Source organism: Solitalea koreensis, assembly GCF_900182575.1.
Taxonomy (GTDB): domain Bacteria; phylum Bacteroidota; class Bacteroidia; order Sphingobacteriales; family Sphingobacteriaceae; genus Solitalea; species Solitalea koreensis.
In genome coordinates, this window is sequence record NZ_FXSZ01000001.1 from 356,826 (window position 1) to 383,413 (window position 26,588).

The 26,588-nt window shown below is 38.1% G+C and carries 30 protein-coding genes; 9 read left to right on the forward strand and 21 right to left on the reverse strand.

The genetic code is table 11. The features are described from left to right. Positions 1-2,019: an alpha-ketoacid dehydrogenase subunit alpha/beta gene (locus FN756_RS01630; RefSeq protein WP_246085395.1), complete on the reverse strand. Its 2,019-nt coding sequence runs from the start codon at positions 2,017-2,019 to the stop codon at positions 1-3. 118 nt (positions 2,020-2,137) lie between these two features. Between FN756_RS01630 and aat the strand changes: the two genes are divergently transcribed. Continuing rightward, entirely contained in the window at positions 2,138-2,800 is a 663-nt protein-coding gene (gene aat / locus FN756_RS01635) for a leucyl/phenylalanyl-tRNA--protein transferase (RefSeq protein WP_142600900.1), read from the forward strand. A 44-nt stretch (positions 2,801-2,844) separates the two neighbouring features. On the opposite strand, the gene FN756_RS01640 is transcribed toward aat, so the two are convergent. The 10 genes from FN756_RS01640 to FN756_RS01685 all read right to left on the reverse strand — a co-directional run bounded on the left by FN756_RS01640 (position 2,845) and on the right by FN756_RS01685 (position 12,495). Beyond that, the gene (locus tag FN756_RS01640) at positions 2,845-4,227 is read right to left on the reverse strand and encodes a LutB/LldF family L-lactate oxidation iron-sulfur protein (protein WP_142600901.1); all 1,383 of its coding nucleotides are present in this window, start codon (positions 4,225-4,227) and stop codon (positions 2,845-2,847) included. Positions 4,228-4,412: 185 nt separating this feature from the next. Then, positions 4,413-5,993 (reverse strand): M28 family peptidase, encoded by a 1,581-nt coding sequence (locus FN756_RS01645; RefSeq protein ID WP_142600903.1) that lies wholly within the window; start codon positions 5,991-5,993, stop codon positions 4,413-4,415. 101 nt (positions 5,994-6,094) lie between these two features. Next, positions 6,095-6,526: a ribose 5-phosphate isomerase B gene (rpiB, locus tag FN756_RS01650; RefSeq protein WP_142600904.1), complete on the reverse strand. Its 432-nt coding sequence runs from the start codon at positions 6,524-6,526 to the stop codon at positions 6,095-6,097. 24 nt (positions 6,527-6,550) lie between these two features. Next, positions 6,551-7,447: a twin-arginine translocase subunit TatC gene (gene tatC, locus FN756_RS01655; RefSeq protein ID WP_142600906.1), complete on the reverse strand. Its 897-nt coding sequence runs from the start codon at positions 7,445-7,447 to the stop codon at positions 6,551-6,553. A 153-nt stretch (positions 7,448-7,600) separates the two neighbouring features. Then, positions 7,601-8,941: an acetyl-CoA carboxylase biotin carboxylase subunit gene (accC, locus tag FN756_RS01660; protein ID WP_142600907.1), complete on the reverse strand. Its 1,341-nt coding sequence runs from the start codon at positions 8,939-8,941 to the stop codon at positions 7,601-7,603. Positions 8,942-9,074: 133 nt separating this feature from the next. After that, the gene (gene accB / locus FN756_RS01665) at positions 9,075-9,557 is read right to left on the reverse strand and encodes an acetyl-CoA carboxylase biotin carboxyl carrier protein (protein WP_185955147.1); all 483 of its coding nucleotides are present in this window, start codon (positions 9,555-9,557) and stop codon (positions 9,075-9,077) included. Positions 9,558-9,623: 66 nt separating this feature from the next. Then, positions 9,624-10,607, reverse strand: coding sequence for a beta-ketoacyl-ACP synthase III (locus tag FN756_RS01670; RefSeq protein ID WP_142600911.1), 984 nt, complete (start codon positions 10,605-10,607; stop codon positions 9,624-9,626). A gap of 149 nt (positions 10,608-10,756) precedes the next feature. Then, positions 10,757-11,695: a phosphate acyltransferase PlsX gene (plsX, locus tag FN756_RS01675; RefSeq protein ID WP_142600912.1), complete on the reverse strand. Its 939-nt coding sequence runs from the start codon at positions 11,693-11,695 to the stop codon at positions 10,757-10,759. Positions 11,696-11,713: 18 nt separating this feature from the next. Continuing rightward, positions 11,714-11,905: a 50S ribosomal protein L32 gene (gene rpmF / locus FN756_RS01680; RefSeq protein ID WP_142600914.1), complete on the reverse strand. Its 192-nt coding sequence runs from the start codon at positions 11,903-11,905 to the stop codon at positions 11,714-11,716. A gap of 56 nt (positions 11,906-11,961) precedes the next feature. Beyond that, entirely contained in the window at positions 11,962-12,495 is a 534-nt protein-coding gene (locus FN756_RS01685) for a YceD family protein (protein ID WP_142600916.1), read from the reverse strand. 169 nt (positions 12,496-12,664) lie between these two features. On the opposite strand from FN756_RS01685, the gene FN756_RS01690 reads away from it, so the two are divergent. Next, positions 12,665-13,216 carry an NUDIX hydrolase gene (locus FN756_RS01690; protein WP_142600917.1) on the forward strand — a complete coding sequence of 184 codons (552 nt, stop codon included), beginning with the start codon at positions 12,665-12,667 and terminating at the stop codon, positions 13,214-13,216. Between the two features lie 59 nt (positions 13,217-13,275). Here FN756_RS01690 and FN756_RS01695 read toward each other — a convergent pair whose 3' ends face one another. Together FN756_RS01695 and FN756_RS01700 are read right to left on the reverse strand one after the other, a co-directional pair. After that, positions 13,276-14,241, reverse strand: coding sequence for an AAA family ATPase (locus tag FN756_RS01695; protein ID WP_142600919.1), 966 nt, complete (start codon positions 14,239-14,241; stop codon positions 13,276-13,278). 63 nt (positions 14,242-14,304) lie between these two features. After that, positions 14,305-15,666: a peptidylprolyl isomerase gene (locus FN756_RS01700; RefSeq protein WP_142600920.1), complete on the reverse strand. Its 1,362-nt coding sequence runs from the start codon at positions 15,664-15,666 to the stop codon at positions 14,305-14,307. 162 nt (positions 15,667-15,828) lie between these two features. Between FN756_RS01700 and FN756_RS01705 the strand changes: the two genes are divergently transcribed. Beyond that, on the forward strand, positions 15,829-16,392 hold the full coding sequence (locus FN756_RS01705; protein WP_142600922.1) for a hypothetical protein: 564 nt from the start codon (positions 15,829-15,831) through the stop codon (positions 16,390-16,392). Then, positions 16,382-16,966, forward strand: coding sequence for a non-canonical purine NTP diphosphatase (locus FN756_RS01710; protein WP_142600923.1), 585 nt, complete (start codon positions 16,382-16,384; stop codon positions 16,964-16,966). Before FN756_RS01705 ends, FN756_RS01710 begins: the two co-directional genes overlap by 11 nt. A gap of 49 nt (positions 16,967-17,015) precedes the next feature. On the opposite strand, the gene FN756_RS01715 is transcribed toward FN756_RS01710, so the two are convergent. Both FN756_RS01715 and FN756_RS01720 read right to left on the reverse strand, forming a co-directional pair. Beyond that, the gene (locus tag FN756_RS01715; RefSeq protein ID WP_142600925.1) at positions 17,016-17,288 is read right to left on the reverse strand and encodes a HepT-like ribonuclease domain-containing protein; all 273 of its coding nucleotides are present in this window, start codon (positions 17,286-17,288) and stop codon (positions 17,016-17,018) included. Between the two features lie 41 nt (positions 17,289-17,329). Beyond that, on the reverse strand, positions 17,330-19,264 hold the full coding sequence (locus FN756_RS01720; RefSeq protein ID WP_142600927.1) for an OstA-like protein: 1,935 nt from the start codon (positions 19,262-19,264) through the stop codon (positions 17,330-17,332). Between the two features lie 151 nt (positions 19,265-19,415). Between FN756_RS01720 and tilS the strand changes: the two genes are divergently transcribed. Beyond that, on the forward strand, positions 19,416-20,738 hold the full coding sequence (tilS, locus tag FN756_RS01725; protein ID WP_142600928.1) for a tRNA lysidine(34) synthetase TilS: 1,323 nt from the start codon (positions 19,416-19,418) through the stop codon (positions 20,736-20,738). Here the strand turns inward: tilS and FN756_RS01730 are convergent. Both FN756_RS01730 and FN756_RS01735 read right to left on the reverse strand, forming a co-directional pair. Continuing rightward, positions 20,735-20,998 (reverse strand): hypothetical protein, encoded by a 264-nt coding sequence (locus FN756_RS01730; RefSeq protein WP_185955148.1) that lies wholly within the window; start codon positions 20,996-20,998, stop codon positions 20,735-20,737. The genes tilS and FN756_RS01730 overlap by 4 nt on opposite strands. A gap of 82 nt (positions 20,999-21,080) precedes the next feature. Next, positions 21,081-21,659 (reverse strand): DUF4142 domain-containing protein, encoded by a 579-nt coding sequence (locus FN756_RS01735; protein ID WP_142600931.1) that lies wholly within the window; start codon positions 21,657-21,659, stop codon positions 21,081-21,083. Positions 21,660-21,944: 285 nt separating this feature from the next. Between FN756_RS01735 and FN756_RS01740 the strand changes: the two genes are divergently transcribed. Beyond that, positions 21,945-22,130, forward strand: a complete 186-nt coding sequence (locus tag FN756_RS01740; RefSeq protein WP_142600933.1) for a CsbD family protein — start codon at positions 21,945-21,947, stop codon at positions 22,128-22,130. A 174-nt stretch (positions 22,131-22,304) separates the two neighbouring features. On the opposite strand, the gene FN756_RS01745 is transcribed toward FN756_RS01740, so the two are convergent. The 4 genes from FN756_RS01745 to FN756_RS14615 form a co-directional block, all read right to left on the reverse strand. Then, positions 22,305-22,529: a hypothetical protein gene (locus FN756_RS01745; RefSeq protein ID WP_142600935.1), complete on the reverse strand. Its 225-nt coding sequence runs from the start codon at positions 22,527-22,529 to the stop codon at positions 22,305-22,307. A gap of 127 nt (positions 22,530-22,656) precedes the next feature. Further along, positions 22,657-23,304 carry a formyltransferase family protein gene (locus FN756_RS01750; protein WP_142600936.1) on the reverse strand — a complete coding sequence of 216 codons (648 nt, stop codon included), beginning with the start codon at positions 23,302-23,304 and terminating at the stop codon, positions 22,657-22,659. A gap of 235 nt (positions 23,305-23,539) precedes the next feature. After that, positions 23,540-23,719 carry a low affinity iron permease family protein gene (locus FN756_RS14610; protein WP_246085396.1) on the reverse strand — a complete coding sequence of 60 codons (180 nt, stop codon included), beginning with the start codon at positions 23,717-23,719 and terminating at the stop codon, positions 23,540-23,542. Positions 23,720-23,732: 13 nt separating this feature from the next. After that, on the reverse strand, positions 23,733-23,867 hold the full coding sequence (locus FN756_RS14615; RefSeq protein ID WP_317131194.1) for a low affinity iron permease family protein: 135 nt from the start codon (positions 23,865-23,867) through the stop codon (positions 23,733-23,735). A 251-nt stretch (positions 23,868-24,118) separates the two neighbouring features. Here FN756_RS14615 and FN756_RS01760 point away from each other — a divergent pair, with 251 nt between their 5' ends. Genes FN756_RS01760 through FN756_RS01770 form a run of 3 tightly spaced genes read left to right on the forward strand, consistent with a single transcriptional unit; the run spans position 24,119 to position 26,583 of the window. Beyond that, on the forward strand, positions 24,119-24,598 hold the full coding sequence (locus FN756_RS01760) for a hypothetical protein (RefSeq protein WP_142600938.1): 480 nt from the start codon (positions 24,119-24,121) through the stop codon (positions 24,596-24,598). Positions 24,599-24,604: 6 nt separating this feature from the next. After that, a complete protein-coding gene (locus FN756_RS01765) occupies positions 24,605-25,480 on the forward strand; it encodes a UbiA family prenyltransferase (RefSeq protein WP_142600939.1) in 876 nt (291 codons plus the stop codon). Further along, a complete protein-coding gene (locus tag FN756_RS01770) occupies positions 25,477-26,583 on the forward strand; it encodes a type III polyketide synthase (protein WP_142600941.1) in 1,107 nt (368 codons plus the stop codon). Before FN756_RS01765 ends, FN756_RS01770 begins: the two co-directional genes overlap by 4 nt. Positions 26,584-26,588: the final 5 nt, after the last annotated feature.

A 26,588-nucleotide genomic window follows, 5' to 3' on the forward strand; every position in this document is an offset into this window, starting at 1 on the left:
TTAAAACCTAAGCAGTTTTTGAATTACTTCATCTAAACGGGATTTTGCCAAAAAGTTATCCTCTAATGCTTTGCTCATCGGAATGGCAGTATCTAAGCTAGCGCAACGCATCACTGGGCCATCTAAATAACCAAAAAGATGCTCGGCAATGTATGCTGCAATTTCACCGCCTAAACCGCTAGTCAGTGTATCTTCATGTAATATCAGCACCTTGCCATTCTTTTTCACAGTAGCTTCAACGGCATCTTTATCCCATGGCAGTAAGGTGCGCAAATCAAGCACATCGGCTGAAATTTCAGGATGCTGCGTTAAGTAATCAAGCGCCCAATGAACGCCTAAGCCATAAGTAATAATGGATAATTGATCGCCTTCTTTCACCAATTTGGCTTTCCCAATTGGAGTAGTGTAATAATCATCGGCAATTTCTTCAGAAATCCCTCGGTACAAATATTTATGTTCAAAATAAATTACCGGGTTCGGGTCTTCAATGGCTGCGGCAAGTAAGCCCTTAGCGTCCGTTGGAAAAGCAGGATACACCACTTTTAATCCCGGAGTTTTAGTGAACCAGGCTTCGTTACTTTGTGAATGGAAAGGACCAGCACCCGTTCCTGCACCTGTAGGCATACGCACCACTACATCGGCTTTTTGGCCCCAACGGTAATGACTTTTTGCAAGATTATTGACGATCTGGTTAAATCCGCAGGTTACAAAATCAGCAAACTGCATTTCCATGATACCTTTATAGCCGTTAATTGATAACCCAAAAGCAGCACCTACAATTGCCGATTCGCATAAAGGCGTATTACGTACTCTTCCTATCCCAAACTCCTCAACAAATCCCTGCGTAATTTTAAACGCCCCACCATATTCCGCCACATCCTGTCCCATGATGACCAAGTTATTACGGCGCTGCATAGCCTGCCGCATGGCGTCAGAAATAGCATCCAGGTAACGTTTCTCTGATTTTGAATCTGAAGACGGCTCAATTGCTACCTCATCATAAGGAGCATACATGTCGGCTAGTTCTTCCTCTGTATTTGGAATAATATCAGGTTCAGCAAATGCAATGTCAATAGCGCTCTCGATATCAGTTTTAATACGCGAACGCAACGAATCAATAAACTCTTGATTTATTATTCCTTGTTCGATCAAATACTTCTCAAAGTTCTCAAGCGGATCTTTTTTACCCCATTCTTCAAACAGTTCCTGAGGAACATATTTCACTCCTGAAGCCTCTTCGTGCCCACGCATTCGGAAAGTAAGGCATTCTACTAAAACAGGTCTTGGATTCTGCCGAATATCATTGGCAAGACTGTTAATGGTATCATACACTTCCAGAATATTATTACCATCAATTTTACGGCCTTCCATACCATAACCGATGGCACGATCTACTAAATCTTTACAACGATATTGTTCAGATACCGGAGTAGAAAGCCCGTATCCATTATTTTCAATAATAAAAATAACCGGTAGATTCCAAACAGAAGCCACATTCAATGCTTCATGAAAATCACCTTCACTGGTAGCGCCATCACCCGTAAATACCAGAGTTGCCTTATTTTTTTGTTCAAGCAAGTCGGCCAACGCAATGCCATCGGCAAGTGCCATTTGCGGGCCCAGGTGAGAAATCATGCCCACAATTTTATATTCCTGCGTTCCGAAATGGAATGAACGATCACGCCCCTTTGTAAAACCACTCAATTTTCCCTGAAACTGGGCAATTAGCCTGGTTAAAGGGATATTGCGTGAGGTAAAAACGCCGAGATTACGATGCATGGGCAAAATATATTCGTCCGCATTCATTGCCATGGCTGATCCTACTGATATTGCTTCTTGCCCGATGCCAGAAAACCACTTACCCACTCGCCCCTGACGTAAAAGAATAAGCATTTTCTCTTCAATCATTCGAGGCCGCACCATATTTTGATACAATGAAATCAATACCTCATCTGAATAGTTTTTCCTATTAAATTGCATGTCAATAGTAGTTTCTAAAGTATTATTAAAAGTCTCCATGGTAAAACGAATATGAACAATAATTTTTGCTTTTTTTTAAAAACAGGAGTTCAAAAATTGTTTACAACCATTGCATGGCAAATAATCTGCTTATCATTGCATTTTTGTATTTTCAACCATGCCTATCTTTCAATTAACAGATGACATCATTTTCCCACATCCACTTCTAGCCGATGAAAACGGGGTACTGGCCATAGGCGGGGATTTAAGTCCAGAACGCTTATTATTAGCTTATCAAAATGGCATTTTCCCTTGGTTCAGCGAAGGAGAACCCATTATCTGGCATGCCCCTGATCCACGATGCGTGCTTTACCCTGAAAAATTAAAGATTTCGAAAAGCATGAAACAAGTGCTCCAATCAGGCAAATTCAGGGTTACGGTTGATGAAGATTTTAAAGCAGTGATCAACAACTGTCAGAAGGTTTTCAGAAAAGACCAGCCCGACACATGGATCACCAATGCAATGCATGAGGCGTACATAGAAATGCATGAATTAGGCTTCGCCCATTCAGTGGAGGTTTGGCAAGAAGATGAATTGGTTGGCGGCTTGTATGGCATTAACCTCGGGACCGTTTTTTTTGGAGAATCGATGTTTCATAAAGTAAGCAATGCTTCGAAAGTGGCTTTTATAACACTTGTCAAAGCCTTTCCCTTCTCAATAATCGACTGCCAAATGGAAACTGCTCACCTAAAAAGCCTGGGTGCAGAAAACATTCCCCTGTCTTATTTCTTAAAATTATTGAACAAGGAGGTAGATAAACATTCAGTAATGACGCGGTAAATAAAACGGGCTGAAAATCATCAAGATCTTCAGCCCGCGTTTATTTATGCTTTACCGTTACGCTGAACCCATTGTTCAGAGAATGATTTGGTTGCTATGTCAGGTAAGTCACGGCGTCTACCCCAACTCCTACCAAACACCTTTTTAAGAAAAAATGTCTTCCACTTCCCGCCTACCATGTTCATCATGTTGCGCTTCAACATTCCTTTTTTCCAAAAATACCAACCCCACATTTCTGATTTTGTGGCGAGACTTTCATTCACGGCATCACGACGGTTGAGCAGTAGCATTTTATGAATTTCAATATTAACCGGACACACTTCCGAACATTTTCCACATAAACTCGATGCATAACTTAAATGCTTAAATTCTTCCATCCCCTGCAAATGCGGTGTAATGATCGAACCTATCGGCCCACTGTAGGTAGTTTCGTATGCATGGCCTCCAATATTTTTATAAATCGGGCAACCGTTTAAACAAGCGCCGCAACGTATACAATATAACCCTTGACGTTGTTCCTTCTGCGCCAGGAGATTTGTCCGCCCGTTGTCTAATAACACCACGTACATTTCCTCCGGACCGTCCATTTCATCAGGCTGACGAGGTCCGCTAAAAATGGAATTATATACCGTTAAGTTTTGCCCTGTTCCATGAGTAGAAAGCAAAGGCCAAAACAGATCAAGGTCATAAATACTTGGCAGTATTTTTTCAATCCCCACAACAGCAATATGAACTTTAGGAAAAGTTGTAGAGAGGCGAGCATTCCCTTCGTTTTCAGTCAGACAAACGCTACCTGTATCTGCTAAAAGAAAATTACCACCTGTAATGCCAATATCGGCAGTAAGGTATTTATTACGCAGCAGTTCACGTGCCTTAAGTGTTAATTGTTCCGGAGTGGCATCTATTGGAGTTCCAAACTTCTCATGAAAAAGCTTCGCAATATCTTCTTTTGAAAGATGCATCGCCGGTGTAACAATGTGATAAGGCTTTTGTCCAAGTAATTGAACAATGTATTCTCCTAAATCAGTTTCCAGCGCTTCAATTCCATGTGCTTCCAAAAAATGATTAAGCTCAATCTCCTCTGTAGTCATTGACTTAGATTTGACCATGCTTTTTGCCTCATGCCTTTTGAAAATATTCAGAATTTCCTGACGCGCTTCATCGGCATCATTTGCCCAAATTACTTTTCCTCCTTTACGAGTAAAGTTTTGTTCAAACTCAACGAGGTATTTATCCAGATTCTCAATTGTACGCCATTTTACAATATGAGCCTTCCGTCTTGAATTTTCAAGATTATAAAATTTTGAAAGACCGCGTGTTACCGCCGCATCGTATTTGCCAATGTTAAAATTGATCTTGCGACGATGCTCAAGATCAAATGCCTTTTCTTCGGCTAGGTTGAGAAACTGATCGGAATTTTGACTCATCACTCCAAAATAACGAAAAAGGGCTGAAATATACCTTTCTCTCTTTTAAAAAAATCAGAATCTGAAACTTGTTCAATCTTCTAGTTGTTGAAATGAGCATCTATTAACCCATTTTCAGGTGACAGAATGCACAAAATAAGGCGGCACGTTAAAAACATGTCGCCTTATTTTCACTCCAAAAGCAGTTATCGATTGCTCGGAAAATTATTCTTCACATTAACCACTGGCCTTTTAGCACTATTGGCTAATTCCCAGGCTGTATAAAACACCAATTGAGCACGTTTGGCCTGCAATGGAAAAACAATTTTGCTTACTTCATCGCTAGGTTTGTGATAATCAGCATGTACTCCATTGAAATAGAATATAATTGGGATGTTGTGTTTTGCAAAATTGTAATGATCAGAACGGTAATAAAAACGGTTAGGATCATTAGGGTCATTGTATTTATAATCCAAATTTAACTTTGTATACGTTTTATTAGCTTGTTCGTTTACATTATGTAAATCAGTGCTTAATTTGTCGGAGCCGATAATATAAACATAATTAGAATCAGCAGCATGTTCCGGATCAATACGGCCGATCATATCAATATTAAGATCAGTAATTGTTTTCTCTAATGGAAACACAGGATGCTCTGAGTACCATTCAGAACCTAACAATCCTTTTTCTTCACCCACTACGGTCATAAACAAAATACTTCGACGCGGGCCTTTCCCTTCATTTTTAGCTTGCATAAATGCTTCAGCAAGCTCCATAACGGCAGTGGTTCCTGAACCATCATCATCAGCCCCATTAAAAACATCTCCTGTACCCACGCCGATATGATCATAATGTGCCGTGATTACCAAGACTTCATCTTTAAGGTCTGAGCCGGGTAAAAAGCCCAATACATTTCGCGCATTAATAGGCTTTGCAACCAATTGAATATTAAGATCGAGATTTAGCTTTATAGCTTTTGATTGAGGCTGTGTGCTTTTAGCTACTTTTGCTTTAAAATTATCTAATGATGTATGAGAAACACCCAAAATCACATCCGCCAATTCATTTGAGATATACACTACCGGGATCCTGGTGCCATTGTTTTTTTCAATTTTGGCAAACTCAATTTTCTTTTCCTTTAAATGATTGTTGCCGAATTTAGCGCGCATACCTTCAAGTACTATAAAAATCACCGAAGGTTCCATTGCTTTAATGTCGTCAATACGCTTGCGAGGATTGGCCGTATATTCTGATGCATTATTTGATTGGGTAATGAGGTTTAAGCCATTTTTACCAACCGGCTCACCGTACATTACTATTACTGGTTTACCTTTGATTGATACGTCTTTTAAATCGTTGTAATTAGCAGATTGAATTCCATAACCGGCAAAAACGATCTCATTCGTTTTAATTTGTATCTTATCCGGATTACTCGAACCCGACACCAAAAAATCAGTACCAAAACCATAAGACTTTCCATTTACCATAAAAATCGTAGTATCCAACGATTTTTCAACCAATGGTATATTCTGGAAATAAGAGCCATTAACCGGTGCCTGCAACCCTAATCCTTTAAAATAGTTGGCGATATAATCGGATGCCATCTCGGCTCCCTTTTGCCCTGTTTCTCTTCCACCATATTCATCGGAAGCCAGAATGGTCAAATGCTTCTTTAGATCTTGAGGAGTAATAGTATTCGCATACTTAACTTCAACAGGATTTTGTTGTCCAAAAGCTAAGCTTACACTTATAGCAATTAGCGTATTTAACAAAATTATCTTCTTCATTATTTAATTGGCTGTTATTATTAACTAAAGTAGAATTAAAAAAGAAAGGATCACCTGTTTAAGATAATCCTTTTGTATAATATTCGTTACAAGAATCAGTGTTATACGCAATCAATTTTGTTAACACGATTGGCATGACGACCACCTTCAAATGCTGTATCCAAAAATTTGTTTACGATTGCAGTAGCATCTTCAATTGAAATAAAACGAGCCGGCAAACAAACGATGTTAGCATCATTGTGACTACGTGCCAATTCAGCAATTTCCGGTTTCCAGCACAATGCAGCGCGAATACCCGCATGCTTATTAGCTGTAATAGCAACCCCGTTTGCACTACCACAAATTAAAACACCGAAATCAGCCTCTTTATCATGTACACTGTTCGCCACAGGATGTACATAGTCTGGATAGTCAACCGAATCAGTTGAAAACGGACCGAAATCTTTAGTTTCATATCCTCTTTCCTTCAGCAAATCTATCAGCACTTTTTTGTACTCGAAACCGGCGTGATCGCCACCTAATGCAATTTTCATTGTTATTTTCTTTAAACTAAATTTCTATTTACGGTCATTACTATATTCTTCCTCTTCTAAGGCTTCTTTTCTGGCCTTATTTTTAGCGACCCCTGCCGATACAAAAATACTAATTTCATAAAGGATAAATAGAGGTAAAGCAACGATGGTTTGTGTCATCATATCCGGACTCGGAGTAATGAATGCAGCAATTAACAAAATAATCACCACTGCATAACGACGACTAGAGCGTAGTAATTTGGGAGTAACAAAACCAAGCTTTGAAAGGAAATAAATCACAATCGGCATTTCAAACGTAATACCGCAACCTATTGATAAAATCCCTAGCGTTGAAAGATAGGAATCAAGTGAAATCTGATTGATAATTTCAGTGCTTACGGTATAAGAACCTAGAAACACGATTGTTAAAGGCACAATAATAAAATAGCCAAATAACATCCCCAGGAAAAATAGTAAAGAAATAAAGAAGATTAAGCCTGAAGCATAACGACGTTCTGCACTTTTTAAAGCAGGCCTGATAAAACGCCATAATTCCCAGATAAAATAAGGAAATGCTAATGCAATACCTAGCATAATAGAAGAGTTCAGGTGGATCATGAACTGACCGGAAAGTTCAGTATTCATGATAACGAAGTTGATCTTCGATACACAGAAATCTTCCAGATTATATTTTGCGGCCAAATGACACATCATTCTGTAAGTCCAGAAATCAGTATTTTTCGGTCCGAGGATAATATTATCAAAAACAAACTCTTTATAACTAAAAGCAATACCGGTAAAAACACTTATAGCGATTACTGATCGGATGATATGCCAGCGCAGTTCTTCAAGATGATCGAAAAACGACATTTCAGCTTCAATTGTATGCTTATCTTTATTAAGGTATTTGGAAACTAAAGTGTCCCGACGGCTATTTGGCATCTTACTTATTACTTAGCTGCAAATATAAAGGAAAAACCTGCATGCAGATTTTCTTTAATTCTTAAAAATCACATGTGGTTCATTGACCACACTTAAAACTAAACTTCATAAAAAAACACTCCACAAGGGAGTGTTTTTTTATACTATTAAAGCTTATAAATTCATGTCGAAAGTTTCCATGAATTTGGTAGTAAAGTTACCAGCTCTATAATTTGCATCCTGCATCAATTTAAGATGAAAAGGGATGGTAGTTTTTATGCCTTCAATTACAAACTCGCTTAATGCTCTTTCCATTGTGCAAATGGCTTCTTCACGAGTCTGCGCTACTGTAATCAATTTAGCAATCATAGAATCGTAATTCGGAGGAATTACATAACCAGAATACACATGCGTGTCAACACGTACACCGTGGCCACCTGGCGAATGGAAATTAGTAATCTTTCCAGGAGATGGGCGAAATCCATTGTTAGGATCTTCTGCATTGATACGGCATTCAATGGAGTGCATGGTAGGGAAATATGATTTTCCAGAAATTGGCACACCTGCAGCAACCTTAATTTGTTCTTTAATCAAATCAAAGTTAATTACCTCCTCCGTTACCGGATGCTCTACCTGAATACGTGTATTCATTTCCATGAAGTAGAAATTACGGTGCTTATCAACCAGGAACTCAATGGTTCCGGCGCCTTCATAATTAACCGCAGCAGCACCTGCAATAGCAGCTTCTCCCATTTTCTGACGAAGTTCTTCTGTCATAAACGGCGAAGGAGCTTCTTCAGTTAATTTTTGGTGACGACGTTGAATTGAACAGTCGCGTTCAGAGAGGTGACATACCTTTCCGTATTGATCTCCAACAATCTGAATTTCAATATGGCGAGGATCTTCAATAAATTTCTCTAAATAGATCCCATCATTGCCGAAAGCAGCACCAGCTTCCTGACGTGCAGAATCCCAAGCGGGTTCAAATTCTTCATCTTTCCAAATCACACGCATTCCGCGTCCACCTCCACCGGCGGTAGCTTTCAAAATAACAGGATAACCAATTTCAGCGGCAACCAATTTACCTTCTTTAACATCAGCGATCAATCCATCCGAACCTGGAATAGTTGGAACCCCTGCATTTTTCATGGTTTCTTTAGCAGATGCCTTATCTCCCATTCCATTAATCATTTCTGGAGATGCTCCTATGAATTTGATTCCATGGTCGCGGCAAATCGCTGAAAATTTAGCATTTTCAGAAAGGAATCCGTATCCGGGGTGAATTGCATCTGCGTTGGTAATTTCAGCAGCAGCAATAATATTTGGAATATTTAAGTAAGAATCTTTACTTGGAGCCGGGCCAATACATACAGCTTCATCAGCGAAACGCACATGAAGGCTATCACGATCAGCAGTAGAGTAAACGGCTACAGTTTTAACGCCCATTTCCTTGCAGGTACGAATGATACGCAAAGCGATCTCCCCACGATTGGCAATAAGTATTTTTTTAAACATGAATCTTTTTAATTTGTCCCGATAGTTAACGGGATGAAAATGTGTTCCCGATCGCTATCGGGATGAGCCAAAAATCATCTTAGAAATTTCAAAAATTTGAGAATTCACGAACTCTCAAATCTTCAAATTGAAATTATAATTTCTCCACAATGAATAATGGTTGATCGTACTCAACAGGACTGGCATTATCAACCAATACTTTAACAATACGTCCTGAAATCTCTGATTCGATTTCGTTAAATAATTTCATTGCCTCGATGATGCAAATCACCTGACCTGGTTTAATTTCATCACCCACATTCACAAATAAAGGTTTATCAGGACTAGGTTGACGATAAAAAGTACCAATCATTGGCGATTTAATCGTGATGTGATTCGCATTTTCAGCGGCTGGTGCAACTGGAGCTGGCGCTGGTGCGGCAGGTGCTGCTACTACCGGTGCTACTGGTGCAGCAGCAAGCGGTGCCATGGCAGGTACATTAGCTTGAACAACAGTTTGTGCTGATTGAGTGGTGGTTTTTATTGTGATTTTAAAATCTTTTCTCTCAATAGAAACTTCATTAACTCCTGATTTTGAAACGAACTTAATCAGTTCCTGAATTTCTTTGATTTCCATTTTAATATATGTGTTTGTTTAGTTGAATTTAAAGTTACCTTTTATTTTGAAAAAGTCAATTTGCTGTTAATAAGCCCATTTCAGATAGGTGGCTCCCCATGTGAATCCACCGCCAAAGGCTGCTAACACAATGTTATCACCTTTTTTCAGTTGGCTTTCCCATTCCCATAAGCATAAAGGAAGGGTTCCATTGGTTGTATTTCCGTATTTTTCGATGTTTAACATTACCTTTTCCGGACCAACCCCCATTCTGCTTGCGGTTGCATCAATAATACGTTTATTAGCTTGATGCGGAACCAACCAGGCGATATCATCGGCTGTAAGGTTGTTACGCTCCATAATTGTAGCAGCGGCATCGGCCATATTAGTTACGGCAAACTTAAATACCGTTTTTCCCTCTTGGTAAGCAAAATGTTCACGTTTTTCAACCGTTTCACGAGTTGCCGGGAAAGCAGAACCACCAGCTTTCATAAATAAAAACTGACGACCAGAGCCATCGCTTTTTAAGTAGGAGTCTTGAATACCTAATCCTTCATTATTAGCTTCCAGCAATACTGCACCGCCACCGTCTCCGAAAATAATACAGGTTGCACGATCTTCATAGTCAATAATAGCCGACATTTTATCAATACCTATTACTACTACTTTTTTATACATTCCTGTTTGAATAAACTGAGCTCCGGTAGTTAAACCGTAAAGAAAGCCAGAGCATGCAGCACTAAGGTCAAAACCCCAGGCATTTTTTGCCCCAATTTTATCACAAATAATATTAGCTGTTGCAGGGAATACGTGATCAGGAGTAACGGTTGTACAGATCAGAAGATCAATTTCATCTGCACTGATACCGCGTTTTGCCAACAAGCCTTCCATGACTTTTACACCCATGTCAGAACTTGCGCCATCTTTCATGATTCTGCGTTCTTTGATACCGGTTCGTGAAGTAATCCACTCATCATTGGTATCAACCATTTTTTCCAGTTCTTGATTTGTTAACCTATAATCAGGCACATAGCCATGAACTGCTGTTATTGCAGCATGAATTTTAGACATAAAATCAGAATATAATTTCTTGAAAAACTCTTTAATATAAGCCGGCAATATTATAAAAATATTACGACTTAAGTGCTTTTTTTCAAAAGCAAAAAGGCCCAGATTCACCTTAAAGATAATTTAAAAGTAAATTTGGGCCTTTTTAATGATTAATTAAATGCCGCCTTAATCTTGTCAATGAGCTTTGACGTAACAAGCTCTCTAGAGAGCAGCAACATGTTTTTTATAGCTTCAGGGTTTGAAATTCCATGACCTATAACTACTGGAGCATTAACTCCCAATATTGGACTTCCGCCAAATTGTTCATAATTAAAACGATCAAAAAACTCATCCTTGATTCCTTTTTTACGAGTGATTACGTAAAACGACTCGGCTAATTTAAGTACGACATTACCGGTAAATCCATCACAAACATATACATCTGCATGGTCAGAGAAAAGATCTCGTCCTTCTACATTCCCAACAAAATTAAACAATTCAGTTTCTTTCATTAAGGGGTAAGTAGCCTGACAAAGCAAATTGCCTTTCTCTTCTTCTTCTCCAATATTTAACAGCCCAACTTTGGGGTTGCTAACATTGTATACATTTTCGATGAGCAGTTTACCTAATATACCAAACTGCAAAAGCACATCCGGTTTACAGTCTGCATTCGCACCAACGTCAAGTAAAATACCTAGCCCTCCTTTGAGTTTAGGAACAATAGCCGGCATGCAAGGACGTACTACACCTGGTATAGCTTTTACAGTAAACATGGCTCCCACCAACATGGCGCCAGTGTTGCCTGCACTTGAAAAAGCATCAATCTTACCCTGCTGCAATAGACCAAAACCGACAGAAATGCTTGAATTAGGTTTCTTAACAATGGCTTTGGTTGGATGTTCACCCATACCAATTACTTCATCAGTGTGTACTAACTCGAAGTTAGCAACATCGAAACCCGCTTCAGAGCAAATGTTTTTTACCTGCTCGGAATCACCAATCAATACCAGCTTCTGGTCTGATGGCAATATTTTAAAGGCTTCAATCGCTCCTAAGACTGTAGCTTTAGGCGCAAAATCTCCACCCATAACATCTAAACCAATACGCATGGTAAGATTGCTTTATAATTAAGCTTGAGCTGTATTTTCTACGATTAACTTACCTCGGTAGTATAAATTACCGTCAACAGTGTAAGCACGGTGTGGAAGGTGTACGGCACCTGTAGTTTTGCAAACGAAAAGCGGAGTAGGCTCTGCTTTATAGTGAGTTCTACGTTTATCTCTTCTCGATTTCGATAATTTACGCTTCGGATTTGGCATTTCTTTACAATTTTATATATCCAAAAATTTATTTATTCTTATTAACTGAGCAGAACTCAATTTTCTTTAAGCTTTTTTAATGCAGCCCAACGAGGATCAACAATCTCTTCTTCGCCGGCATTTTCTTCTTGTTCAGCATTCATCTTTTTCAATGTTGCTAACATTTCCTCATCACAATAACTGCCCTTTTCATCGCAAACACTGATTATTGGCACCTGTAAATTGACGAACTCATAAACAAGTGGAGCGATATCAATTTCGTAGGCGCTGCGGTTCAGCATTATAATTTCTCCTGAATCATCAGGCTGACCATCGGTGATCTTGTAAATCTGCTGTTCATTTACTTCCACCGGAAGCGGATACTCACTTAAACAGCGATCGCAGGATGCTTGAATAATGCCTTCGATATGAAAATCGAGCACTAACATATTTTCCTGCTTATTCAGCTGCAAATGTACCTTTAAATTGCCTCTTTTAACCAGTGAATACTCATATTCGTTGAAAAATTTTTCATCAACGGAATATTCGAATACATGTTCTCCAGTAGTCAGGCCAATAAATGGAATAATATATTCTTTATTCGCTTTCAATGTACGTATCAATGAATTAGCCCGCAAAGGTAGAAATTAATATTGAAATAAGAAAGAGGACAAAAGAAAATTAAACTAGTAAATTATTCTTTCACACCTTCAAATCCCAGTAAATTTACCGGCACTAATGAAAGCCTTATAATTTTGGATCTATTTTCACCTTTTGTGTATGTCAAAAAACCTCAACTGGAAAAAACTTTCTTCCAATTACCTTCTCAAAGATAGCTGGGCAACCTTACGAGTAGATACCTGCGAAACTCCTGAAGGTAAAATTGTAACGCCTTATTACGTTCTGGAATACTCGAATTGGGCCAATGCGGTTGCCATTACTGAGGAAAACAAAGTACTAATGGTGCGTCAATACAGGCATGGAGCCGGTAAAGTTATGCTTGAAATTCCAGGCGGTGTTATAGATGAAGGAGAACAACCCATTGAAAGCATCAGAAGAGAACTTTTGGAAGAAACGGGCTACGAATTTAATCACATTGAAGCTACGGCGGTCATCTACCCCAATCCCTCTACTTCTAACAACCTTACCTACTGTTTTCTGGCACGAGGGGGCAAAAAAACTCAAGAACAACAATTGGATCATTCGGAAGACATAATAGTCGAGGAGATTAGCATTGATGAATTAAAACATCTGGCCTTAACCAATCAACTGCCTCAAGCATTACACACAGCTTCGGTTTTTTATGCGCTGCTTAAATTGGGCAAGTTATAAAACGCTAAAAAGCCGAAACTAAAAGAGTTTCGGCCTCAATTATTATATTGAATAGCTAGCTACAATAAGCTATTGATTAACCTTTCAATTGAAACACCTTCCGCCTCCGCTTTATAATTACGAACGATACGATGGCGCAAAACAGATGTAGCTACCGCCTGCACATCTTCAATATCGGGCGAATATTTGCCTGATATAGCAGCATGGCATTTAGCACCTAACACTAAGAACTGAGAGGCGCGTGGCCCTGCTCCCCAAGTCAGGTAATTGTTTACCATATCGGTTGCATGGCTAGTTCCAGGACGTGTTTTACTCACCAGATTAACCGCATAGTTCAAGACATTATCAGTTACCGGAATATTCCGCACCAAATGCTGGAAATACTCAATTTGATCTCCTGTTAAAACTTTTCGCAATTCGGCAGTTTTATTAGAGGTAGTATTCTTTACAATCATTAACTCTTGCTCAAAGGTTGGATAATCAAGCAATACATTAAACATAAAGCGGTCGAGCTGTGCTTCCGGAAGTGGATAGGTACCTTCCTGTTCAATTGGGTTTTGAGTAGCCAATACAAAAAAAGGCTTAGGCAAACGGTGGGTTATGCCGCCCACAGTTACTGCACGTTCTTGCATCGCTTCTAACAAAGCAGCTTGTGTTTTAGGAGGCGTACGGTTAATTTCATCGGCAAGGATGATGTTGGCAAACACAGGTCCTCTGACAAATTTGAACGAACGATCCTCTCCCAAAATTTCTGAACCGGTAATATCCGATGGCATTAAGTCAGGGGTGAATTGAATGCGATTATAGCTCAAATCAAGAACCCGGGAAATTGTTTGTACTAACAAAGTTTTTGCTAAACCCGGCACCCCTACAAGCAAACAGTGCCCGTTACTAAAAATAGCTACGAGCACTGATTTTATAATATCATCTTGTCCGACAATTACTTTGCCTACTTCAGTTTGTATTTCATTATAAGCAATGCTGAGTGCATCTACTGCTTCTACTTCTGATTGGTATAGCGACATAGTTTTTCTCCGAAAGTAATTTAATATTTCCTTCCCAATTGAGGTTAATTTCCTCTCAGGATTTTATTTCGATTTCTTTAACCACGGTTGTACTTCATTGCAACTTGCATAATCAGCATCAACCTTGATGAATTTTTCGGCACGTTTTTTAACCACCCATTCATTAAATATACGTTGCTGCTTTTCACTTAAAGCCGCTTCCTGAATGCGTGGGTAATCAAGATTCAAATTAGCCCTGTGAGGTTCAGATTGAGATTTGAAATAGATCAATCTAAAGCCTTGCTTGGTTTCTCCCTGAGAAATAAAAGGAATTGGCCGACTTAACTCACCTACTTTCATCGTATCAATGATTGACACTACTTCTTGATCCATTTGCCCTAAAGTATTCATAGGAATCAAACCGGTTCTTCCATTTTCAGGATTTTTAAACATACCGCCGCTTGAGCGAGTATCAACATCATCAGAAAATGCAACAGCGGCTTCTCCGAAGGTCATTTTCTTATCGTTAATATAATGAATTGCGGAATCTAAATCGGCTTTTGCTTTATCCAATTCTTTTTGGGTGAATTCAGGGCGAATTAAAATATGGCGTACATTCACCTGATCTCCACGGCGATCAATGGACTGGATAATATGAAATCCGAATTTAGTTTCAATAACAGGCGAAACCTCTCCCGGTTTTAATTTAAATGCAACGGCCTCAAAAGGTGTAACCATTTGCCCACGGCTAAAATAACCTATTTCACCGTTGTTTCTTGCTGAACCCGGATCTTGTGAGTAAAGCATCGCTAAAGTTCCAAAGTTTTCACCGGCACGTACACGGGCACGCAATGCATCCAATTTAGCTTTTGCCTGATCTTTTTCTTCTTTGCTATACACCGGATATCTTACGATTTCACCCACTTCAACTTCGGTACTGTAAAGCGGCAAACTGTCAACCGGCATTTTATCATAAAACGCTTTTACCTCAGCAGGAGAAACCGTGCTTCCTTCAGTAATTTTTGCATGCATGTTACGTGCCAATAACTGCTCACGCACCTGCGGACGAATATCTACTTTAAATTGCAATACCGATTTACCTAACAACTCTTTTTCTAATTTCTCTTGCGAGCCAACTTGTGAAATAAAGTATTGAATACGTTGATTAATGGTTTGATCAATTTGAGACTCTTCAACAGTGATACTATCAAGCTCAGCTTGTGTTAACAGTAGCTTCTGTAATAACAATTCATTAAGAATAGTACATTTTACTTTTTCATTTGGTGGATTTTGCTGACGCAAATATTCCAAATACTGCGATTCTACATCGGATTGAAGAATAATCTTATCGGCAACAACTCCTACAACTTTATCTACTGATTTTGATTGGGCAGAAACACCCATTGCAAAGCAAACTGCAACTAACAGCGTGAAAATTTTTTTCATCTAAAAATCTGGTAATTTTTGTTTATCAAACGCAAATCCAACAAGGAAATTACATAGGTAACAACTGTCAAAAATACATTTTTATTTTACTTGACAGCAAATAGTTTTAATTGGCCGGTACTTTAAAACAAAACGATATGGATAAATAATTTATTTTTGGGGATGGAAAAACTTTCTGTGACTCATGATGCTGTTGCATTAACTTCCTTAATGACTGAAGATCTGTATCAACTTGGAGATTGTGAAGCAGTAACATTGTTAAATAGTAACGAGCATGCACCTGTCGTTTCTGTAGTTGCCGAACCAACTCCTGAACTATCAAAAAACACGTCGTTCAATTATTTAGGCGATAATAACCGATACGTGGTTGTATTGGTAAATTATCCTAATCATGAATACATAGCTGATGGGGATAAAGAATTTCTTTTAAAAGTGATTAGCGCCCTCAAAATGGATTTAAAAGACATCGCGATTGTGAATATGGCAAAGTATCCGTCGGCGTCACTTACCGAACTTCATGCTTTTTTTGCAGGAAATAAGATCATCAGCTTTAACATTGATCTCAACAATTCTCTTTTCAAAGAAATTGAACTTACTCCGTATGCAATCAAAGATCATCTGGAAATGAAAATTCTAGCCGCAGAGGCCTTAAACATCATTGGAGAAGATAATGCCCGCAAAAAATCATTATGGAACGCTTTAAAAATCATGTTCAATGTCGCATAAACTTGTATTCGCCACCAATAACGCCCATAAACTGGAAGAAGTAAAACATTTACTAGGAGAAGGCTATGAACTTTTAACGCTTGACGCCATTGGATGCACGGAAGATATTGCCGAAACAGGAAATAGTTTTAGTGAGAATGCCGGAATTAAATCATGGCATGTGGTAAACAACTATGGAATTGACTGCTTTGGCGATGATAGCGGATTGGAAGTAGAAGCGTTAAACGGCGAACCCGGCATTTACTCTGCACGCTACAGCGGCAGCCGCAACTCCGATGAAAACATTAATCATCTGCTTAAAAATCTGGAAGGTAAAAATAACCGTAGAGCGCAATTCAGAACCGTTATTTCTCTTGTTTTGAACGGCGAAGAACACCTATTTGAAGGTATTGTAAAAGGCGCCATCCGCGCTGAACGCTCCGGGTCAAAAGGCTTTGGCTATGACCCAATATTCGAGCCAGAGGGCTATAATGTTACCTTTGCCGAAATGAGCATGGAAGAAAAAAACAGCATCAGTCATCGTGCAAAAGCAATGGAACAATTAGTAGTATTTTTGAAAAGAATAAGTGCGTAAATAAAAAGGCATATTCCTGAAAAACACTAATCGAGGCTAACTAAGTACCTTAGTTAGCCTTAATAATTTCGTCAATATAATATTGCAAATCAGGCAGCTTATTTACGATAAAATCCCACACAATATCGTAATCTACTCCAAAATAATTATGAATCAAACGATCTCTTGTTCCTGCCATTTTCTTCCACTCAATATTCACTGACCGGACCATTAGCTGTATCTTTAGAAAGAACCCAATATCCCCCAATTGATTTACTCCAAAGGATTTAATCTTGTTACGGTGAGAGGTTATTTTTTGAACAACCGTTTGTTTATCGTCCACAGCTGTCCAATATTTAAAAAGAGACTAAACAACTACTAATATTAAAACCTCTTGCCTCTTATCATCGGTGGATTTGCTTTATTAGGCACAGGCATTTTATCCTTTTTCTCAGGTGAATTTTGAGGCGTTGCAGGCTTAATATTATTTTCAGGTTTAAGAGGGCGTCCATTCGTATCCTCAGCTTCCGCTTTCGGTTCTTTATAAGCTACCTTTCTAAAAATATCTTCTTTAGAAATTGGGCGTTCCTCGCCTCTCCAATTAAAACCATCCAATTTATCTACACCGGCAGGGATTTTTTCAATGGGATGCAATGTTCCCTCCACATCCTTATCCCAACGAACCGTTTTGAGTTTATTGTTTTTAAATGTTAGCAACATTTTACTGCACAACGACCTGTTCATTCCCGTGTAAGTCTTTTGCACCGAATCTTCCAAAGGGTAATAAATACTTTCAGCATTGCCATTCACAAACATCCTGGAGAGCTCATTGTCTGTAAATAGTCCTACCATATTTTTACCAGCAATCTGGTTATATTTTGTACTATCCACATCACGGCTCACCAAAAAAGATGAACTGACCAATTTTAAACGATTTAGTTTTTTGTTTTTCAGTTCCAGATCAATCTGGTCAGCGGTCATTTGTGAGCCTTGTGTCCACATGGCAGGATGTTTATAACACCGCATAGTAGAATCGACATAAGTATATACCAAAGAATCAGCTACAGCCTGAAAGTCGGATTTAAACATTCTAACGTTACGATAAGCAAACATAATCCGGTGCCGGGAAGTATCTGGAAGGTTTTTTTTAAGGGTATCCTTACTTCCGATTTTCAAACTATCCGTCTTCGTATTTTTTATTGCCACCTTCTCCTCTACCGGTTTTTGTTTATCAACAGGCTTTAAGGGTTCCGTGATTCCGGGGCCAACCGGAGGAAGAATATTTTTAACTGTATCAGAGGCTAATTTTTCAATTGGAACTTCGGCTTCAGCAATAGTAGCATTGGAGCTATCTGCTTCTGAGGGCTTAATAATTGATGGCTTCTCGTCTGGTTTTGACATGGTAGTTTTCAACGTATCGGCTGTAAGAAACAGCGTATCCTTATCTTGAACAATGCTAAGGATGGCCCGTTTTGTCACAAAGGCTTCTTCTGTTCGTTTTGTGTATTGACCATAATCTCCCTGCAGTAAAATACGATCGGTTGTATCAACAAAAAACACGTTCTTAATAGCACGTCCGAAACCTGCTTTACGATCATAAAACAAACTGTCGCCTTTTAGTTTTTTGGATCCATTCTCATAATATGAATTTTTACTGGAATTAGCCTGATCGGTGCTTGTATTGTACCAGCCATTTTCAGTATAGATAAAATCGTCTTTACTTTTAATACGGGTTGGGCCGAAAAAAAAGGCAATACGAGAAACAGTGTTATAGTGTAAAGTATCACTTTTGATTTCAGCTTGAGGAGTCACAATTTTAACATCGCCGTGAAAAAATGCTTCTTTCGAACCCACAAAATAATTACCCGAATTACTGGTAAGCACATTGTCGGCATTGGTGATTTTACCCGGATTAGGATAAGTACCTACCCGTGTAACCATATCGTATAAAAGGTAATTTGTGGTAAGCACCGCCTTCCTATCAGAAAGACTTACATCATCAAAAAGCTCGGCTTTCTTGGTGTTTCCATCATAGTGAAGCGTTTTCGAAGTTACCGTAATCGTATCTGCCTGTATGATTTTAACATGGCCGTAGGCATCCAGCACATTTGTTTTATCATTTAGTGTAGCGCTATCACACATCATAGTTGCGTTATCATGACGAAAACGACAATTACCAACAAACTTTGAAACGTTCGATTTTGTATCAAAAATCGCTTCATTGGCACCTTCAATAATAATCTTGGAAGAAGTCTTTTGAGCAAAAAGTGCTCCTACGTTAAGTAAAACTATGAGAATGGTGAGGACAGGACTTTTCATTACGACAAAAATAATGTATTGCTTCAAATAAGACTCAAGAATAAAGATGAAATATGCTGACTTAATTATTCAATTTCCTGATATTGATTGTTAGTATCTACATAATCTAATTTACTTGTGTTTTTAGCTTGAATAAAGTAGGTTTACCTCAATGACTGCAATTGCCACATATCTCCCAAAATTTAATGAATTTAATGAAAAGCATAGTCTTTTCAATGCTTCTGATCGCATTTTACTAGCTGTAAGTGGAGGTATGGACTCAATGATTATGGTTTCTTTTTTTAAAGAAGCCGGAGTTGATTTTGGTATTGCTCATTGTAATTTTAGTTTACGTGGTGAAGAAGCGGATTTAGACGAAGCCTTTGTGCAAAAATTGGCTACTGACTTAAATGTACCTTATTATGTTAAAAAGTTCGACACACTTGGCTTTGCAGCAACAAACAAACTATCAACCCAAATGGCAGCTCGCGAACTGCGTTACCATTGGTTTGAGGATTTATTAAAGCTGCAAAACTATTCCTATGTGGCCACTGCTCATCATAAAAATGACATGGTGGAAACTATGCTGATTAATTTAGTGAGAGGAACAGGCATTGCGGGCTTACACGGCATTTTACCAAAACGTAAAAATACGCTGCGTCCGCTATTATTTTTAACCCGTGAAGAGATTGCTAAGATTGCTAAAACAGACAAAATTGAATTCAGAGAAGATAGCAGCAACAGCTCAAACAAGTACCTACGAAATAAATTACGTCATGAAGTAATTCCTGTTCTGCAAGAAATCAACCCGGATTTAGAGGAATCATTTATGACGACTGCGGAAAATGTTCGGGCGGCAGAAACTTTGCTGGAACTGTATTTACAAGATCAAAAATCAGAGCTGTTCACTTCACATGGTGTTGATCAACATATCAATATTAGTAAGCTAAAAGAACATTCAAAACCAACCCAACTTCTATACGAGCTGTTAAAACCTTATGATTTTTTATTTAGCCAGGTTGAAGAATTGATTCAGGCATTCAATGGCCAGCCGGGTAAACAGTTTTTTTCACCAAGCTATAAGCTGATCAAGGATCGCAATGACTTAATCATTAGTCCGCTCAAAAAAGAAGATGAAGAGACTTTAAATATGAATACGCTTTTTACTGCACGTATTGAAACCAATAAATCATTTGGCATTCCGTACAGTAAAACCATTGGCTGTTTTGATTTTGACAAACTTGTTTTTCCGCTAAATGTTCGGTACTGGCAAGCAGGAGATACTTTTGTTCCATTGGGCCTTGCCCGCAAGAAGAAACTAAGCGATTTTCTGATCGACCTTAAATTATCTCGCAGTAAAAAGGAAAAAGTAAAGGTAGTACTCTCCGGCGATGAAATCATTTGGGTGGCAGGTCAACGGATTAGTGATAAATTTAAAATCACTGATGACACTAAAACAATCTACATTCTAACAATGAATGAGCTAGACTTTTAATCCATAAAGTCAAAATTCACCATTGAGGTAGGCGGAGTCCAATTTGGATCTTCTCTTGTTGGATCATTTTTTTGAGGATGGCTTTTATCCGGACGAGTAGGATCCGCTTTCCCGGGATCTTGCTCCGGATCAATTGTAGGCTCAGGCGTTGGCTGTGGAACCGGTTCAGGTTTTAAGGGAGGTTGTTCAGGTTTTGCGGGAGAAGGATCCTGATTAACATTGGCCTGGCCACTATTAAATCCTTTATATTTTTCTTGCATAACCAACACACTAAATGGGGTAACAATTCTAACTAAAAGCAATTGGACATTAATTTAATCAAAAATATTCACAATGGCTAGATTACTTTGCATTAACCCTATAATTAAGATTCTTAACGTCTGAATAATGACTCTTTAATGTAGGTGAAAGAACCGAAGCTATTTTCTTAACATCTTGATCAACCGACTTTTCTGCAATCTGATTAAAATCAGAAATCAGACTACCAGAATTATTAAGCACCAAGTCAACAAACTCTCGGTCGAATTTTTTACCCTTTAAACTAACCAAGTGATCATATTCTCGGCTCGATGTATACCCCAATGAATCAGGCAGAGCGATATTTTTTTGATTCGCTAAAGCTGACAGTTGAGCGCTTATTTTACTCTGATCAAGAATAACTTGCAGGGCAATTAACTTAACCTGGTCACTTTGAGCATTTCTTTTAGCCAAAATTGCTGATTTAAACAGAAGCATACTTTCATCATAACTATCTACAACAAATGAAGCATCCTCATCCATTTTATCCGATTTTTTTTGTTCACTGATGCTCTTTGCAATCTCTTCACTATCGAGCTCCTGATTTTCGGCTCTTTTTAAGGGGAAGTTACAAGCACTTATTAAAACAGCTAAGGCATAAATGGTAATAATCAGAAATCTCATGACAAAAATTTTAATTCATTACACGAAATATCTGTGCCAGTGGCTTAAAAACTTACTTAAGGTAATCGTTTCAACATATTCTCTGTTTTAAAAGAAGCTTACCCGCAAGATATTACACATAATTGTGCAATATGATCCACAAGGCTCATTTAACAATAATCATTGGGAGCAATGTGTTAAGAAATAGAATTATGGCATGGATATTTCGATTCTTATTCTATTCCGTTTCAGAATTAAATGGAACCCTCTTAAAATAAATCAGTGTCTTACTTAAAAATTTAAATTATGGATACGCTAGAATTAAAAGGTAGATGGAATGAAATTAAAGGTAAAATTAAGCAGCAATATGGAATGCTAACTGATGACGATTTGAGATACGAAGATGGTAAGGACGATGAATTAGTTGGTCGATTGCAGCAAAAAATCGGAAAAACAAGAGACGAAATCATAAAATGGCTTCGCTCTCTGTAATGGCATAATTATAGAAATGGAGAGAATAATTGCCAAGCATGAGAAGATAAAAAATGCGTGATTCCATTTCTTAAAAAAACGCTCTCTTTACAAGGCCCTTGGAGGTGTAAATCTTCAAGGACCTTTCTTTTGCATTTCAAATAGGAGAAGCAGTACTAAGGAATTACTATGGCTTTAGTGTGATATTGTTGGAGAAGGACTTGATTTTTTAGTACGTTGCGCCCAGTCGCTTGAATCAGAAACATATGATTTTAATACTTTAGTAACACTATGATCAGGTTTTATCTCGATAAATCCATTTTTACATAATAAGCGATATACGTTCCAATATTTTATGACCGAGCCGGGTACAGCAGTAATGTGTTCTTCACAGAAACTTAGAATAATGCAATTTTTCATACTTTTTAGTTTACCATTTAAATTCAAAGCATAAGCAGGATTGGGAAGCCCTCGTAAAAAGTGAAACACTCTCCTCACTGGCCACAAATCCCAATTAATCAACTCCTTATAATCACTGCTTTCTACTCTACGTGCCCTTACTAAAATCGGAACTTCCTATTTGCATGTACTTTTCGGCCGACCCAGTTTTTAAGCTCTTAATGGCTTTTTTAATAAGCTTTGCCCCTAAAGCCATTGATTTTCTTTTATAACTGCTGTAGCGCTCACCAAGTGATAACGTAAAGCCTTCTGCAAAAAGTATAGCTCCAGTATCCTCTCCATGATCAACCAAATGAACTGTACCTCCCGGATTCAGATCCATATAATAGTAAATCCAAAAATCCGGATTGGGGCCCCGGTATTGCGGTAACAACGAAGGATGATAGTTAATTATAGTAAGATTAGGTAAATCAACAATTTCTTTAGAAAGTAAATGCCCCATGCTGTAAATTACCAGCAACTCCGGATTTAACTTTTTTATCCATTGAGCAAAATCACTTTGCTCCTCTTTTGTGAAGGCAAAAAAGGGAATCTTTTTCTTCCTAGCTACTCTTGACAATTGGAGATAACCTTCCCCTTTGATAAGCCGATTAAAATCATTTAAAGAAAATGCAACACGATTAATTAAGGTAGATTGATGAGAGTTAACAGATTCCGCAATTCCAATCACTTCCTCAGTACTCAATAAAGCATCAAGTATTGGGTTATTGTGGGTTCCAATGTATACTATTTTCATACTTCAAAAACGAGTACATTAACTGTTACAAATGAAAGACCAATAGACTAAACAGGAATTAAAATTAGCAATGCAGCTACGAGAAATGGTTTCCCCAAAACACTCACACAAACACCAGTACACATAAGACAATCGCTATTAAATACTTATGGATATTATTCCACGTTTTTATTTGAAATTTCTACAATTGAGGAATTTCAAATAATTGTAAGAGATTATTTCGTTTTTGAATGCATTATTCTCTTTTCTTCTTTTTATTACATGATTTTCCCTCTTCAATAGAATGAGAAAGATAAACAGCCCGATCTTTTTTGGCCATTTCAGCAAGTTTGCCATAAAACTTTTCAAGCACTCGTAACTCTTCTGCACTCAAATCTTCCGCATCAATTATACGGTTGGCAACGAGTTCATTCAATTAATATGAATGGCTATAAAGTCTTTATTTTGAGTTTCTGGATAAGAAAAACCATCAGGAAAGTAACGATGGTTTTTCCGGTATTAATTACGAGCTTCCAGGTATCTGAATAACTAAAAAGTGGAACGGTAATTAACCATATTATTATGTTGTTAAGGCTAGCAAAAAGGCGGCAAACCGTTCAAATATTGATTGTCTACTTTTCATACTGAGTGTTAATTTGATATTAACGGAATATACATAACATCATTCCCTCGTCATTAATCTTTTATGGATCCAAGGAGGTTTAAAGAGGTAATATAAATCTAAATTCATCAACGAAATCAAAGAATATTTATAATTTAGAGACAATTGAGTTGCTGGTTTTCAACCAAAATTACAGCTCATTAAACAGTACATATGAAAGAGAAAGCACTTTTCGTTGAAAAACAATTTTTAGGCTTAAATCGCAATTGGTTGCTTACAAGACTGGTTTTAGCTATTTTCTGTTTTGTAATTTATTACTTTGACGCAGATCAAAACAACGCAGATATCTTGCTGGTTGTTGGAATTTCGATTCTCATAATTTCAATAATTTTAACCTTTATTATCCATTACAAAACCCTTGTTTTTGAAAACTGCGTGGTTCTTGATGGCTTTTGGACCACACGTCGCATAAAAATTGATTTCGGCAGCGTTCAATCGGTAGAAAAGGCTCAGTACAGTAACTTCCTGTTGAATAACCCTGTTTATAATCTGCATAAAAAAGGCACCATTCGTTTTTATACGAGAGGTAAGTATGCCGCCAAACTTACCGACAAAGATGGGTTGATTTACATGATCGGGTCACAACAGCCCGATGAACTTGTCCGCGTAATTAAGGAACAGTTGAAAAACTAACAATTGATGATTGACAGAAACACAATTCAACTGCTTCGCATTCCTTTTTCTTTCTATTTAATGCCTGTGTTTTTGTTTGCGCTGAGCCAAGCAAAACCTATACACATCATTAATGCCATTGCTGCTTTCCTGATTTTACACGTATTTGTTTACCCCGCGAGCAATGGCTACAATAGCTATATGGACCAGGATGAGGGGCCAATTGGGGGCTTAAAAAACCCGCCCAAAGCTACAAAAAAACTCTTCTATGCAGCACTTTCCTTTGACATTACAGCCTTAATTCTTAGTTTATTTATAAGCAAAATTTTCTTCGTTTGCATACTATTGTACATCATTGCTTCCAGAGCGTATAGCTTCAAAGGCATTCGACTTAAAAAGTATCCTTTCGTAGGCTTTATAACGGTTATTTTTGTTCAGGGAGCGTTTACCTTTTTTATGGTCTATCAGTGTATTACTCAGCAAAGTATTCCGCTGATATTAAACTCTCCTTTACAGATAGCCATGATTGCTTCTTCTGTTTTACTTGCCGGCGTTTATCCATTAACACAAGTTTATCAACATGAAGAAGATTTTAAACAGGGTGACAAAACGATTAGCTATTTACTAGGTTACCGCGGAACATTCATTTTCTCATCAATAGCCTTTCTTATTACCAACCTTTTATTTTGGCACTATTTCAACTCAATAGAAAACTTAGCACAGTTTTATATTTTACAGGTATTCTTTATCCCTATTGCTATTTATTTCGTAAGTTGGATGTTAAAGGTGTTCAAAAATACTGCTTATGCAAATTTTGAAAACACCATGAGAATGAACAAAGTGGCTTCAATTTGCATGGGCCTTTGTTTTCTTTTATTGTTAATTTTAAACCAAATACTATGAGTATCGTTGCGTCTATTGCGACAGCAAATCCGGAGTTTAAACATGATCAAAAAGCCATACTCGACTACATGATTCGTGTTTTGCAATCGCCAGAAGACGAACGTAAACTATTAAGTATTCTTTATCATCGAAGCGGAATAAAATCCCGTTATTCCGTTTTATCGGAATTTTCCAAAAACGCCACTCTTTCCTTCTTCCATCAAAATGGAAAGCCTCAACCTTTAGAAGGTCGAATGGCGTTATATCATGAACAGGCCGGCCAACTTTCAATAAAAGCAATTGAGCGTTGTTTAGATGGCAAATGCACCCCAGATGAAATTACTCATTTAATTACGGTAAGTTGCACTGGTTTGGCAGCACCTGGTTTGGATATCGAATTGACAGAAAACCTTAAAATGAAAAGTACAATATACCGAACGTCTGTAAATTTCATGGGTTGCTATGCTGCATTACATGCCTTCAAACAAGCCGATATGATTTGCAAGACAGAACAGAACGCTAAAGTGCTGGTTGTTTCGGTAGAGCTCTGCACTATTCATTTCCAAAATCGAAACGACATGGACAACCTTACAGCGAATCTTCTTTTTGGAGATGGAGCTGCGGCAGCCTTGGTTTGTTCGGATAAAATGGCCTCTGAAAAAGGCTGGAAAGGTTTACAGATAAAAAACTTCCATTCTGATATTCGTTTCAATGGTAAAAAAGACATGGCTTGGAAAATTTCAAGCACCGGCTTTTTAATGACGCTTAGCAATTATATTCCTGATTTGGTAGAAGCCGGCATTTGCGAACTGGTGACAGCATCTTTAAAAACGACAGGAAACAGCCCCTCAACCATTCACCATTGGGCCATTCATCCCGGCGGAAGAAGAATTTTAGAGGTTATTGAAAAGGAACTTAAGCTGAACAAAAACCTGCTCGAATCGTCATACAACGTATTGCGAGATTATGGAAATATGTCTTCTCCCACCGTATTATTCGTAATGAAAGATATCTGGAACAACAAGATTGATTGGAATAAAGACGAACTTATGTTTGCCGCCGGTTTCGGACCCGGCTTAACCATGGAAAGCATGGTGTTTGAAGTGAAGAGAATGTGCGAATGAAGAAA

Bases quoted from the DNA above. Each gene is read 5' to 3' on its own strand.
- tatC (WP_142600906.1), bottom strand. From the start codon at position 7,447: ATGCCAAATAGCCGTCGGGACACTTTAGTTTCCAAATACCTTAATAAA.
- FN756_RS01730 (WP_185955148.1), bottom strand. From the start codon at position 20,998: ATGCAAGAAAAATATAAAGGATTTAATAGTGGCCAGGCCAATGTTAAT.
- FN756_RS01735 (WP_142600931.1), bottom strand. From the start codon at position 21,659: ATGAGATTTCTGATTATTACCATTTATGCCTTAGCTGTTTTAATAAGT.
- plsX (WP_142600912.1), bottom strand. From the start codon at position 11,695: ATGCGTATTGGTTTAGATGTTATGGGTGGAGATTTTGCGCCTAAAGCT.
- FN756_RS01630 (WP_246085395.1), bottom strand. From the start codon at position 2,019: ATGGAGACTTTTAATAATACTTTAGAAACTACTATTGACATGCAATTT.
- aat (WP_142600900.1), top strand. From the start codon at position 2,138: ATGCCTATCTTTCAATTAACAGATGACATCATTTTCCCACATCCACTT.
- accB (WP_185955147.1), bottom strand. From the start codon at position 9,557: ATGGAAATCAAAGAAATTCAGGAACTGATTAAGTTCGTTTCAAAATCA.
- rpiB (WP_142600904.1), bottom strand. From the start codon at position 6,526: ATGAAAATTGCATTAGGTGGCGATCACGCCGGTTTCGAGTACAAAAAA.
- FN756_RS01710 (WP_142600923.1), top strand. From the start codon at position 16,382: ATGTCGCATAAACTTGTATTCGCCACCAATAACGCCCATAAACTGGAA.
- FN756_RS01740 (WP_142600933.1), top strand. From the start codon at position 21,945: ATGGATACGCTAGAATTAAAAGGTAGATGGAATGAAATTAAAGGTAAA.
- FN756_RS01640 (WP_142600901.1), bottom strand. From the start codon at position 4,227: ATGAGTCAAAATTCCGATCAGTTTCTCAACCTAGCCGAAGAAAAGGCA.
- FN756_RS01750 (WP_142600936.1), bottom strand. From the start codon at position 23,304: ATGAAAATAGTATACATTGGAACCCACAATAACCCAATACTTGATGCT.
- FN756_RS01670 (WP_142600911.1), bottom strand. From the start codon at position 10,607: ATGTCTAAAATTCATGCTGCAATAACAGCAGTTCATGGCTATGTGCCT.
- FN756_RS01720 (WP_142600927.1), bottom strand. From the start codon at position 19,264: ATGAAAAGTCCTGTCCTCACCATTCTCATAGTTTTACTTAACGTAGGA.
- FN756_RS01760 (WP_142600938.1), top strand. From the start codon at position 24,119: ATGAAAGAGAAAGCACTTTTCGTTGAAAAACAATTTTTAGGCTTAAAT.
- FN756_RS01765 (WP_142600939.1), top strand. From the start codon at position 24,605: ATGATTGACAGAAACACAATTCAACTGCTTCGCATTCCTTTTTCTTTC.
- accC (WP_142600907.1), bottom strand. From the start codon at position 8,941: ATGTTTAAAAAAATACTTATTGCCAATCGTGGGGAGATCGCTTTGCGT.
- FN756_RS01695 (WP_142600919.1), bottom strand. From the start codon at position 14,241: ATGTCGCTATACCAATCAGAAGTAGAAGCAGTAGATGCACTCAGCATT.
- rpmF (WP_142600914.1), bottom strand. From the start codon at position 11,905: ATGCCAAATCCGAAGCGTAAATTATCGAAATCGAGAAGAGATAAACGT.
- FN756_RS01745 (WP_142600935.1), bottom strand. From the start codon at position 22,529: ATGAAAAATTGCATTATTCTAAGTTTCTGTGAAGAACACATTACTGCT.
- FN756_RS01700 (WP_142600920.1), bottom strand. From the start codon at position 15,666: ATGAAAAAAATTTTCACGCTGTTAGTTGCAGTTTGCTTTGCAATGGGT.
- tilS (WP_142600928.1), top strand. From the start codon at position 19,416: ATGACTGCAATTGCCACATATCTCCCAAAATTTAATGAATTTAATGAA.
- FN756_RS01690 (WP_142600917.1), top strand. From the start codon at position 12,665: ATGTCAAAAAACCTCAACTGGAAAAAACTTTCTTCCAATTACCTTCTC.
- FN756_RS01705 (WP_142600922.1), top strand. From the start codon at position 15,829: ATGGAAAAACTTTCTGTGACTCATGATGCTGTTGCATTAACTTCCTTA.
- FN756_RS01645 (WP_142600903.1), bottom strand. From the start codon at position 5,993: ATGAAGAAGATAATTTTGTTAAATACGCTAATTGCTATAAGTGTAAGC.
- FN756_RS01770 (WP_142600941.1), top strand. From the start codon at position 25,477: ATGAGTATCGTTGCGTCTATTGCGACAGCAAATCCGGAGTTTAAACAT.